Source organism: Tolypothrix sp. VBCCA 56010 (assembly GCF_050875635.1).
Lineage (GTDB): Bacteria > Cyanobacteriota > Cyanobacteriia > Cyanobacteriales > Nostocaceae > Hassallia.
The window spans coordinates 39,610-50,687 of the sequence record NZ_JBPAOH010000041.1 but is presented as its reverse complement, the minus strand read 5'-3'; the positions used below and the strand labels follow the sequence as shown (position 1 = coordinate 50,687).

General features: G+C 39.8%; 12 protein-coding genes and 2 pseudogenes. 4 read left to right on the top strand and 10 right to left on the bottom strand.

Annotated elements, in window-relative coordinates:
- Nucleotides 1–101: 101 nt before the first annotated feature.
- The 3 genes and pseudogenes from AABK37_RS16215 to AABK37_RS16205 form a co-directional block, all read left to right on the top strand.
- Nucleotides 102–284 (top strand): annotated as a pseudogene (locus tag AABK37_RS16215) (ISKra4 family transposase); the annotation flags it as partial.
- A gap of 71 nt (nt 285–355) precedes the next feature.
- A complete protein-coding gene (locus AABK37_RS16210; protein ID WP_432552590.1) occupies nt 356–766 on the top strand; it encodes a transposase in 411 nt (136 codons plus the stop codon).
- Between the two features lie 66 nt (nt 767–832).
- Complete coding sequence (locus AABK37_RS16205) at nt 833–1,153, top strand: hypothetical protein (RefSeq protein WP_432552589.1); 321 nt, start codon at nt 833–835, stop codon at nt 1,151–1,153.
- 5 nt (nt 1,154–1,158) lie between these two features.
- Here the strand turns inward: AABK37_RS16205 and AABK37_RS16200 are convergent, their stop codons facing one another.
- The 3 genes from AABK37_RS16200 to AABK37_RS16190 all read right to left on the bottom strand — a co-directional run bounded on the left by AABK37_RS16200 (nt 1,159) and on the right by AABK37_RS16190 (nt 2,566).
- A complete protein-coding gene (locus AABK37_RS16200) occupies nt 1,159–1,299 on the bottom strand; it encodes a hypothetical protein (RefSeq protein ID WP_432552588.1) in 141 nt (46 codons plus the stop codon).
- Between the two features lie 150 nt (nt 1,300–1,449).
- Nucleotides 1,450–1,773 carry a hypothetical protein gene (locus tag AABK37_RS16195; RefSeq protein ID WP_432552587.1) on the bottom strand — a complete coding sequence of 108 codons (324 nt, stop codon included), beginning with the start codon at nt 1,771–1,773 and terminating at the stop codon, nt 1,450–1,452.
- A gap of 277 nt (nt 1,774–2,050) precedes the next feature.
- Nucleotides 2,051–2,566, bottom strand: coding sequence for a Zn-binding domain-containing protein (locus AABK37_RS16190; RefSeq protein WP_432552586.1), 516 nt, complete (start codon nt 2,564–2,566; stop codon nt 2,051–2,053).
- Between the two features lie 221 nt (nt 2,567–2,787).
- Here AABK37_RS16190 and AABK37_RS16185 point away from each other — a divergent pair.
- Nucleotides 2,788–4,306, top strand: a pseudogene (locus tag AABK37_RS16185) (ISLre2 family transposase).
- 182 nt (nt 4,307–4,488) lie between these two features.
- Here the strand turns inward: AABK37_RS16185 and AABK37_RS16180 are convergent.
- The 7 genes from AABK37_RS16180 to AABK37_RS16150 all read right to left on the bottom strand — a co-directional run bounded on the left by AABK37_RS16180 (nt 4,489) and on the right by AABK37_RS16150 (nt 11,043).
- On the bottom strand, nt 4,489–5,457 hold the full coding sequence (locus AABK37_RS16180) for a helicase-related protein (RefSeq protein WP_432552585.1): 969 nt from the start codon (nt 5,455–5,457) through the stop codon (nt 4,489–4,491).
- Nucleotides 5,405–5,812, bottom strand: a complete 408-nt coding sequence (locus AABK37_RS16175) for a DEAD/DEAH box helicase (RefSeq protein WP_432552584.1) — start codon at nt 5,810–5,812, stop codon at nt 5,405–5,407. The genes AABK37_RS16180 and AABK37_RS16175 overlap by 53 nt, the downstream gene beginning before the upstream one ends.
- A 32-nt stretch (nt 5,813–5,844) precedes the next feature.
- The gene (locus tag AABK37_RS16170) at nt 5,845–6,495 is read right to left on the bottom strand and encodes a hypothetical protein (RefSeq protein WP_432552583.1); all 651 of its coding nucleotides are present in this window, start codon (nt 6,493–6,495) and stop codon (nt 5,845–5,847) included.
- A 3-nt stretch (nt 6,496–6,498) separates the two neighbouring features.
- A complete protein-coding gene (locus AABK37_RS16165) occupies nt 6,499–6,672 on the bottom strand; it encodes a hypothetical protein (protein ID WP_432552582.1) in 174 nt (57 codons plus the stop codon).
- 609 nt (nt 6,673–7,281) lie between these two features.
- Nucleotides 7,282–7,563: a TRADD-N-associated membrane domain-containing protein gene (locus tag AABK37_RS16160; RefSeq protein ID WP_432552581.1), complete on the bottom strand. Its 282-nt coding sequence runs from the start codon at nt 7,561–7,563 to the stop codon at nt 7,282–7,284.
- Between the two features lie 439 nt (nt 7,564–8,002).
- Nucleotides 8,003–9,421 (bottom strand): NB-ARC domain-containing protein, encoded by a 1,419-nt coding sequence (locus AABK37_RS16155; protein ID WP_432552580.1) that lies wholly within the window; start codon nt 9,419–9,421, stop codon nt 8,003–8,005.
- Between the two features lie 623 nt (nt 9,422–10,044).
- Nucleotides 10,045–11,043, bottom strand: coding sequence for a tyrosine-type recombinase/integrase (locus tag AABK37_RS16150; protein ID WP_432552579.1), 999 nt, complete (start codon nt 11,041–11,043; stop codon nt 10,045–10,047).
- Nucleotides 11,044–11,078: the final 35 nt, after the last annotated feature.

The window sequence follows — 11,078 nt, the reverse complement described above, 5'->3', positions numbered from 1 at the left end:
GTAAGCTTTGATTATTTTTTGCCGAAAATCGACGGAGTAAGGTTTCATCTTAAACATTGAACCACTGGTTTTATTGTACTACACCTACCTGCAATCCGCTGTATATGTACTTCCAAGCCGAGCAATTAAGCTCGATTGGTTCTGGAGCAGTAGAGTCAGCCGTTAAGCAGATCGATAAGCGACTACAAATAGTCGGAGCGCAGTGGAAGTATGAACGCATACCATATATGCTCTCTTTGCGTTGTGCTTACCTAAATGGCAAACTAGCTCCCATCCTAATGTAAAATAAACCACATAAAAGTGAAGATGTTTTCCTTCGCGAGTTATAATCGCGAATAGATTTCTGTGTCTTTCTATGCCAAGACCAAGAACCAACGATACTCAACTGGATAAATTAGCTCGATTTGAGCGGATTAAAAAGACGATTATAGCCTTGGAAAAACAACAAGCACTTTTATTAAAGCAGGGAGATATGGCTGCATCCGGGACTTGGGTAGCGCGTTATCAAGTTCGTCAAAATTTGAAGAAATATTGGTACTATAAATTACAAGCTACAATTGCATACTTCCAATGCGCGACATCAAACAAACTGAGTAAATATAAGCATTTGGGCAAAGCTGGTACTCAAGAACACCTTGATGCTGTTATGTCGGTTTTTAGACGTTCTGTTTGGGATGAAATACAGAGAATAATTCATACTCTTGATGATTGTCTGCTAGACATTAGTTCTGGATCTGAGCTTGAAGAGGAAGAACCACAAGACTGAATTCCTATATTATTCGCGAATCTACATCGCGAATAATATGGATTCTTTTATTTTTGCCAAATTGGGATGCTCCCGGCTGCACCTGGGTATGAACATAAATTTTTACCCACCGTTAATAAATACATGTTGCTTGATGGTGGTTACATTGCTTGTTATTCTCGCAACGAAGAAGGAAGTATTTATTCTGTTGGTGGTGGAATTTATGTAGTGGGTCAAATCCGATTGCAAGGTCGATACATTGGGCGAATATTTCACCCCAAGGGTTATGAGGGTAAAGATATTAGTGCCGCTCAAAAGTTCAAAACCCTCTGCAATGAAACATTTTCTGCTGCACGCTCTCTTTGTTGGGCAAGTGGTGATACTGGCGGTTGGTTTAGAATTCAGTAATATCGTTAAAAGAAAGTACTATCATCTATAAATGTTTCGATTGCGGCTAAACAGACTTGAGTAACTAGCAGCAGAAATATTGCTGAAACTGCATAGGTTACAGTCAAAAACTGAAGTGCTGTTTCAAATGCAACGATGGGTGTCATTGTTTGTTATCCTTATAAAAATCTTGATTTACTTTCTTATAGGGATTATTCAAATCATCTTATGCACGAGGAGCGATCGCACCAACGGCGGCAGCAGCGCAACGCCTGAAGCGCACACGCATTTCTTTCATGCGATGCCTAATAGAGCGATCACAAAGCATCAGTGCGATGTATCGATTCAATCAACTCCTCAACTTCTTCAGAGTCCAGACATTGTTGAACCTGGTTGTTAAACCACTTTAATTCTTCCGGTTCTGTGTCCTCGATTTGGTAAACCAGTAATGTTCCTGCAACACGGGCAAGAGTGAGGGGTGATGGGGAAACGTGGCTGAGTAAATCACATGCATTCTGGTATATTTCCATGACTGATGCATCGTCCAAAGGAAATCCCAACTCAGCGGAAAGCTCTTTTAGGCTCTCCTGAATGGACGAATAAAAGTCTGGATCTTCTATAGGGGAAAGAGGGCTACTCATAATTGTCATTCAAATGCGATCGCACAGTGGTGAGTGGTGTTGTTAAGGCAGTTTTAACTTGTGACAAAACTTGTTGGATTTCAGGTTCTGTTAGTATATTTTCATTCATAATTGCGATATTTGGTCACTGAAACTAAACTAAATACGCTAATATATTGGTCATTTGATGAGTGCAATTTTGAGCGGTTATCGTCATATTTCCTCTTCCTTACAACGTGCCCCATTCCACACCTATCCCGGCATATTTCCTACCATGAGTGTGGCATTGCTAATAGATTCAAGCAAAAATAGACCCAAGTCCTTGTGCAATCTGTGCATTATGCTGCGGACACCCACAAGAATGAAGACACCGGGGACAACCAGCTTCACAATTGCATTGAGCCGCGAGAGTATAAGCCTTGGTAGCAAATTTAGGTAAATCAGAGAAAATAGCTTCTGCTGCACCGTTACCACCATCACAAGTATCAAAAAAGTATCCTTTTGTACCGCCTTCATGAGGCATGACCATACCATCAACGTCTAAGCTAGAGGATAAAACTACTAAAGATACTGCTTTGATTATTTGGTGTTGGATACTGTGCAAAGCTACAAAATCAGGATGACTAGTCCATAAAGCTTTAAATTGCTCTGGTATATCACCAAAGTCATTAAAAGCAGCAGCAATTTCTTTTTTGTACTGATTAACCTGAACCGAAAGCGCTTGTTGCAGGGCTTCATTTATCTCCACCCGCACGCAAGGCGCTTGATATTTTGTAACTAATGGTTCATCAAACGCTACTTCAGATGGGAGCAACGCGATTTTCTGAAGTTGGATAAAAAACGAGCGATCGCTAAAAAGTCACTTCAGTAGATTAGTAAAAGAGATACTTTATGTATAGCTTAACTACTTAAATTTACTTAGGTAAATTTATTTTAATGGGTCTTTAGTTTTCTTATAGTGATAAAAAAAGGGTAGGATTCCCTTTGAGTAATAGTTTTGAGATTTAATGTCAAAACAGGGAACGCCTACACTTCATGAACAAAAATATACATTCAAGTCTAGATTTAAGCAAATCACTATCAGATTTTAAAGAAAAAGTTACGAAACTTTTAGAAATAACAAATCTTAGCGAATGGTCTGGGCAGACTTTTAAAGATAGGGAAGAAGAAATTAGAAATACCGCATTAATTTTAGCGGGAGAATGTGTAACACTTTTACTAAATAAACTGTCTCACTCTCAAGATGCTTTAAATACAGCAACTACTCAGACACAAGGTTGGTGGCATGAAAAATCAAGAAAGCATGGTAATTACCAACGACAAATATTAACAGTTGGAAATGTACTAGTGACTTTAAAATTACCATATGTACTTGAACATAATAATCAATCACATCAAAAAAGCAAATCTTCACAATCTGGGTTTTGTCCATTTCTAAGATGGCTAGGTATATCAGAAGGGTTAACCCCTAATGTCTTAACAACAATTGTTAAGTATGGAGCAATTTCTGGTTCGTTTGAAGCTGCACGTAAAATCCTAATTGATTGGGGTATAGATATTAGTCTAAAACGAATAGAACGATTAACATATTACTTTGGTAAAATTGGACTAAATTTGCGTCAATCTAAGTTATCCAGTTTAGAGATTGGCAGTTTACCCACAGGTAATGTTCTTAAAGACCAGCGCGTTGTCATTGCCGTAGATGGTGAGTCCAGTCGGCGGTTGCCTGTACCGTCCCGTCGAACTGGCTCTCCCGTTGGGTGGGAGAACGAGAATCCGGATTAACAAAAAAGGTAGACGTAAGCTGAAAACCAATCGAGTAGGCTTCACGGGAGAATGGGTTGAGCCAAAATTGTTAACTATTTATGTAGTGAATGAACATGGCAAAAAAATTAGGACATCATCGATTCCTATTACCAATGACGGTACATATTCGGGTTATCAAGATTTTCTAAATATCTTAGAAATGTATCTAGTTGATTTGGGGATAAGTCAAGCTAAACAGGTATTGTTTATTGCTGATGGTGCTGAATGGATCTGGAAACATATTCCGCCTTTATTAGAAAAAGTAAAATGTCCATCTGCCACTTATCAATTATTAGATTTTTATCACGCTGCATCGCATTTACAAGACTTTGCTGATGCTGCTTTTAACACAGATAATGAGCGCCAATCATGGTTTAAAAAAGCTCGGAAAGCTTTAAAAAAAGGTCAAGCTCTCGATTTAATGAGAAACATGGGTGAATTTATTTTAACAGCAACTGGAGAGCGTTGTAAAATTTTGGTGCGAGAGCGTAATTATATTCTCAAAGCTTACCGCAGGAGACTATTAAACTATCAATTAGTCGCAACGCATCAGCTACCGCTTGGTAGCGGTGCAGTTGAAAGTTTAATCCGTCAGGCTGTTAACTTACGTATGAAGGGGAACAGTAAATTTTGGCTTCAAAATAACGCAGAGATTATGTTACACCTGCGATGTCAATGGTGCGCTTATAGTTGGGACAATTTTTGTAACTCTGTTTTTAATTCTTTCCTTAATCCCAGCAGTGCTTGAAAAATTTTATACATAAGCTCCCTCGTCATCGGGTTTTTGTAATAATTAATACTAAACATTAAAGCGAAATTATTACCAAATTACCTCCCAGTAATCTTTTTGAGATAACTCATCAAGATTAATTCTCGTGCTTTTATGTGTATTTTATGTTATAAAAATAACTTTTTACTTAAATATAGATTTTAGCGATCGCTTGTTTTTTGTCCAACTTCAGAAAATCGCGTTGCTCCCAGGGGAAGTGACATACTTTCTATTGTCTCTCCCGTATGCTTATCTACAAGTTTTATTTGAGTGTTTAGCGTACTTCTAATGTTTACATCTTTATGTGGATATCCTTTACCCCACAACTTACCGTTATTGCTTAAATAAAGTTTATTTTGCTGCAACAGAGAATCTGCTACAGCAAGAGCAACATAACCAAAACGGCGATTCAGCTCTTGTAAACTAACAGCACTTTCTACACAACCACACTCAAGATGTTTGCCTAAAATTGTTGGGTAATCTGGGTTAAATGCAGCTGATTCTATTTCTTTCGATAGCAACTGTTCTGGATTCTTGGCGTAGTATACATCAATGGGGTTTTGCGCTAGGGGTAGATATATTACCAGTCCATGTTGTTTGCGTCCGGCTCTGCCTACTCGTTGCCAAAATGACATTAAGCTACCAGGAAAACCGCGTAATAAACAACAATCCAATTCGGGTAAATCAATTCCAGCTTCTAAACTAGATGTTGAAATTATTACCTTAATTTCTCCAGTTCGCAGTTTTTGGATAATTTCTTGACGGCGATCGCTCGTGAGCGAACTATAAAATACCGCCACCGAACTTGCTTTGGAACTAAATCCTTGGCGTTGAGCTTCACGTTGGATTAGTCCCATCAATCCTTTAACCGCAGCACGGGAATTGCAAAATACTATTCCGCTTAAATCATGCTGCAACCAACTTAAAATAATTTTGCAGGCATCAACATTCGCCGCACTGCTAGGAGCAAGACACAATAAAGTACGCCCCGCACTATGAGCCCCGCTACTTTCAATTAAGTGTAGCCTTTGTGGTTGATCGGTTCGCCCGCCCAAGCGTAAAGCCATTTCCTGGGGATTACCAATTGTAGCGCGTTTCGCAGATAAACTGTAATGAGTCGGAATTACCACCAACCGCATCCACAGCTAATTGTAGTCGTCGCATAAGGTTGGCAAAGTGTGCGCCGAATGCCCCTAAATAACTGTGACTTTCATCTATCACAACATAGCGCAATTGTCTTAAAAACAGTCGCCACCCCTGCCCTGACTCCCGACGGCGCACGTTGTATAAAAAGTGGTGTAATAAGTCAGGGCTAACCGCTAAAATATTTGGGGGATGGGGAATAAACAATTTCGTTCGTTCTTCTTTTGGTGTATCCCCGGTCATCAAACCTATTTTGATACGGCTACCCGGTATTGCTCGTACTAAGTGATGTAACTTCCGAATTTGGTCTAGCGCTAGTGCCTTGAGTGGAAAAATATACAATGCTGTTGTTTGGGGCTGTTTGTGGCAGGATTCTAAGATGGGGATATTGTAGCTTCATAGTTTTTCTTTGAAGCAGTAGGAGTAACTAAACTCAAGTCAAATCCCGCACGTAATTTCTTCAGTGCTTCTAGTTGGTGAGAATAAAGTTGAGTAATTCCACAACTAGCAAGCGCAATACGTAGGTGTGGTGGTAAATCAGTTGGTATGGGGTGAACTATCCCGCCAAAGGCGTTTTTAATGTCTACTACCACAATTGATGAAGCTAATTCAAGAGCGATCGCTTGAAATTTTAACTCAGGTATTTGCTGGAAAAGCAAAGCATTTGTTGCGGATAAATCACTTTTTTCACTTTCATAAGTAGATAGTTCCAGATATGTGTTTGCTTGCTGAATTTGTCCTTGGGTAATTGCAACTTCCCAATCCGTAAATTGAGTGGGGTTAACTTCTTCAATAAACTTTACAATTAGCCGTTTACCCAATAATGCCATAATTTCGCCTACTCCATATTCAGGAGAGTAGACGTGTTTGCTCACCGATAGCCAATCAGGTGGTTTGACAGGAGTTTGATGAAGAGCGCGGAGTATAGCAGCGTAATCGGTAGGTTGGTTTTCGGTCATAGTTATATAGCTTTTATGCTTGTCATTATAAGTTGTTAAATAAGCAACAGATTGCTTATGTGTCATTTATTACCCAGAAGCAGTAGTGAAATTAATTGAAAATTCCCACCAAGCGTTCGCAGATGTTCCCGTGTCTACAATCCATAGTTCATCTGATTGCTGGTACAAGTCCAAAATCTCCCGCCTGACGAGTGCTGCTGCTAGCAGTGCTAGTTGTTCTGGTGTGGGTTGAGGGTGATTCACTTTGTGTTCGCCCATCAGGTCAGCGTAGATATTTTTGAGGGTCTAGTATATCCAAGGAGTGCGGTGGTTTTTAAGCTTCCACTTAGTAAGCGTGTTTTAAATATTCGATGCTTCTTGGCGGCGCAGAAGTTACCGGAGCGCGATTTCTAAGTATTCCCGCCTGAGAATAACAATCAACAGATGGTTTTTGTGTTGAAACAAGAGCGCTCATAGAACTAGAATTGCACTTTGCTAAGGGTGAGGCAATATTTGTGTAGAGACGCGAATGCGTGAAGGCGCCCCTACGAAAGCTTTTGTTTTATGTTTGAAAGAAAGACCCTCGGTGTACGCCTTATTCAAAATCCCTCAACCGCCGCAAGTCCCAAGGCAGCGTTCGCCGACTTTAAAGTTAACCCACTTGCGTTGCCATAGCCCTGTGCAACTACTTTGGCTCTGACGTGGGTGATTTATTCCAAATGAGAAAACCCGAAGACATTCCAACTAGAAGGACGCGAAAGCGCCCTAAGTTGGAACCTAAGCCGGAACAAAATTCACATACTAGGCGGGGCGTAAGTAAGTGCGTTCCTTGTTTTCTCCAATTAAAATCGGCTCAAAATGACAGCGTTTTGCTTACTCGTCGTCTAATAGCTCCTTAACCGCTGCGTCTAAGCGTTTGTTGGCATCATCCGAGAGCTTAAAGCAGTATGCGCTAACCGCACCTGACGTTAAACCCAGTGCTGCTGCTCCCGTTGCTTCTGAAGTCTTGCCCATACATACAGATATTGCGAACACAACGCTCAATAATGCAGTTGCACCAGCAAAACCAACAGCAACGTTAAAGCTTGCATTAGCTTGACGGCGACGCTCTTGAAACCATTGCAGTCCAATGTTAATGTTATGTTGTCTGTTCATTTTATTTCCTCAAAGGTGAAACGTTTAATAACTGCTTGCTAGCTGCCAACTATCAAGCAAACTCAGCAGGTTTTATCCTTGCATTTTGAAGTTGTTAGATTTACACCTCCTTTGAGAGAGAAATTTGTAAAAGCCTGCTTAGTAGCTACCAACTACCAAGCAGGCTTCTAACTTTAATATTCCCTGCCTTGGAAAATACAGGCTGAGTATAAATTAAAGACTTGCCCGGTAATAACCGCTTTCTCAGTACTGGGTTAATAAGAGCGAAAAAGTGTTTCTATACATACAGTTTGTAACAGATTAAAAGACAAACTGTTCAGACTGAACATTTTACTGGGAGCATCTCATTTGAGTCTAAAAGACTATACCAAGATGGGCAAGCTAAACCAGAGCAGACAATATAAGGCTTAGTTTATCCGAATTAGTAGGCAGCCACTCATTACCAGTCAAATAAACGACCTCTTGCGTCTCTCTCAAATTCTGGGTACTGGGGAAATTCTCTCAAAGTATAGTTACGAGTAATAGGTAGCATCACGTACCTTCCCTCTTGCTCCGAAATGAGAGAAAGGTTACTTAACTCAACAAAATAGTCGCTAACTTTATGTTTAGGCTCTTGGCTTAAGCCAGCTACCATGATGGCAGCATCTTTATCAGCAGAATCAGGGAATAACGAAATTGATGCTAGCAAATTATAAGCAGGTGTCCCTCTAATCGACTGAATTGAATTCTCAAAACAAAAACTAGCTACATCATTTCTTATTTTACATTCATCGCAAATTATACTATCCATTGGATAACCACTGACTAATTTACCAATAGAGTAGATAAATGCAATAGGAATTCCTGAAAAAGACTCGTAAAGACGATTTATGTCTTCATCAGCAAGAGTAATTTTTTTTTCCTGTAGCTGCTGCCTAATTAATTGATAACTTTCTTCTTCAGATAAACAACCTAAACGAATATGCGATAAAGATTCCTGCCTACGAGTTGTAAGAACCACCTTTGTAGTAGGTGGAAGTTCAGATAAAAAACTGATAATTTTTCTTTGCTCCTCTACAATCATGTTATGTAAATCATCTACAATCAATAAAGTTTGTTGCTTTTTCAAGCTCTTACATATGCGAATGAACTGCTCATGTCCAGTAGCTCGGTTAATCGATGGATCTTCCAAAGTAGAAGCTATAGTGCGAATAATTTCATTTAAAGTATACTTCCTCAAAAAATAATCGATGTCGTCACCAGTAGAAAAACTCTTCTCTTTCGCAGAAACAAAGATAATAGCATCGAATATTGGGGCATTGATTCTGCGCTGACCGTGTTTAGCTTCCAAACACAAGTAAGCAGCTTCCAAAACTAAGGCTGTTTTACCCGACCCATCCAAGCCGTCTATTCTAATAATTGGTCGCGGATAATCTGAACGCAAAAGCTGTAACAGTTGTTCTAACTCAGCAGAACGACCAATAAACTGTATATGAGGTATTTGAGGTAAATTATAGTAGGGAAGCTGGCGCAAATTATTTCGCTGACAATACTGCGATGATTTGCTCGTTAGTAATTTATCTATCGGAACAATCATTTCGTCTTCTTCCAAAGATTCTCCGAAAAATTGAAATAAGCCTGTGAGAGATTTTTTATCAGCTTTTTCACGACGCAGAATTTTTCGCAGCGTATCAGGGCAAATTGAGAAACTAGAATCAAAATACTCCTCCATTTGCTTTTGTAGTTCAGCAAAGTTATAGTCTGAACCGAATGAACCCACATAAATTCGCGGATAGTGTTTGTATGGAAATCTTTTACTAATTGCATTTTTAAGCCTCTGCAAAGCTTCACAAGTAAGGATGCGACTGCGAGCAACCATAGCTTTTTACCTCAACTTGAGATTTACTTAATGATGATTAATTGATTTTATTTGGTAACTTCCTGAGCTTACCTCGCACGGTTACCGCAGACATAATGAGTACAGCGTCATTCTACAAATAACTGCACCAAGAAAAGTATTAGATAAAATCTGCTTATACCCTTGTCAGATGAGCAACATACCAAGATATAAAGTATCAGTAGACTTATTTGAATTATAAATTGTAAAATCTAGTAAAATATGGTTAGTGCGAAGTTACAGAAAATAACTTAGTTTTATCAGTAAAACCTAGCTACAACAATGGTTTTAGAAATTATTACTTGTTAATAAACTTGGCTTTCTTCGGTGATTATTAACAAATAATAAAATTATTTTTATCAAGTAAACAATTTTTACGCAATTTTAGCGCGTTCGCCCGTTTCCACCCCTACTTACAAGTGCAATGGTGCTTTCTTCACCCGCGCCCCATCGCGCACTCGCACTCCCCCTTCCAAAAAGAATGCATATTTTTGCTAACAATATCTTTGCGAACACGAAAATATAAGATTTGTGGCTGAAAGCGTAGGGGGTGTATACGCCGAGCTTATCGTTAAGGGTGATATCAAAAAGTTAAAGTTTTCCAATTACACCAAATCTGCCAATATATCGGTCATTTGCTTCTGCAATTTCTGCCGGTTATCATCATATTTCATCACCGTATCAGGTTTAGCATGGCGGCTAAATCGTTGCGTGGCGCGGTAATTCCCGTTGTTCTTATCCAAAACAGTAGTGATGGAACTATGACGAATGCGGTGGGGTGACATTTGTTTGGTGATACCCGATGCCTTACATAACCCATCCACCAGCCGGCGAATTGCTTCCCCAGTGAGGCGTTGACCATTGCCGTTGTAGGCAATTACTGTAAATAGCGGCTGTTTTAATTTACTTGCCCTTTTACTCGCTATCAGCCAGTCAGCTAGAGCCTCCACAGTTTTGCGACTTAAATCAACAACTACTTTTTGCGTCCCCTTACCCTTACCTAATATAGATAAAGTACTTGATTGGGCGTTAAAATCGCCGACATTCAAATTACATACTTCACTACGCCGCAAAGCATTATCCCACAGCAGCCGCAGTATTGCATAATCTCGCTTGCCTTTAAGAGTTTTTCTATTCACCAACGCTAACACTTTGGCAAAATCGGTGGGTGGTATACCCGTTGTATCTCTGTACGATTCAACTTTCTCCCCTTTAATATCCTCGAGCGTGTAGTTACACACCCCCAACTTGCGCCCCATCGCGGTGAGAGATTTAATTGCACTCAGCCGCCGATTGACTGTTGCTTCTGCAAGTTTCTTCTTATTGACCAGGTGAGCTTTGTACTTTAACACCACCGCGACGGCGTGACGCTGCTCTAGGTGCAGAAACTCTAACACTAAATTTTGGTCGGGCAGCCGTCCCGATATAAACAAGAAAAAATCCCGTAAATCTTTCTCGTAGGCTCGTTTGGTATTAGGCGATCGCGTATCAGCAAGTAATTGGTCGATTACATCTGGGTCGCCATCAATACAAAAGTCATCCCCAATCGCTAGGGTGTATGCCGTTTCTAAAAGAGTGATGTTTTCACTTAGCCCATCAGCCATAACAGAAAAAATAGTGTGATAATGACTGTTTCCAC

What these genes read in the sequence shown, in the direction of transcription:
- AABK37_RS16170 (WP_432552583.1), bottom strand. Translation starts at nt 6,495, where the DNA reads ATGACACATAAGCAATCTGTTGCTTATTTAACAACTTATAATGACAAG.
- AABK37_RS16160 (WP_432552581.1), bottom strand. Translation starts at nt 7,563, where the DNA reads ATGAACAGACAACATAACATTAACATTGGACTGCAATGGTTTCAAGAG.
- AABK37_RS16200 (WP_432552588.1), bottom strand. Translation starts at nt 1,299, where the DNA reads ATGACACCCATCGTTGCATTTGAAACAGCACTTCAGTTTTTGACTGTA.
- AABK37_RS16205 (WP_432552589.1), top strand. Translation starts at nt 833, where the DNA reads ATGCTCCCGGCTGCACCTGGGTATGAACATAAATTTTTACCCACCGTT.
- AABK37_RS16155 (WP_432552580.1), bottom strand. Translation starts at nt 9,421, where the DNA reads ATGGTTGCTCGCAGTCGCATCCTTACTTGTGAAGCTTTGCAGAGGCTT.
- AABK37_RS16210 (WP_432552590.1), top strand. Translation starts at nt 356, where the DNA reads ATGCCAAGACCAAGAACCAACGATACTCAACTGGATAAATTAGCTCGA.
- AABK37_RS16150 (WP_432552579.1), bottom strand. Translation starts at nt 11,043, where the DNA reads ATGGCTGATGGGCTAAGTGAAAACATCACTCTTTTAGAAACGGCATAC.
- AABK37_RS16195 (WP_432552587.1), bottom strand. Translation starts at nt 1,773, where the DNA reads ATGAGTAGCCCTCTTTCCCCTATAGAAGATCCAGACTTTTATTCGTCC.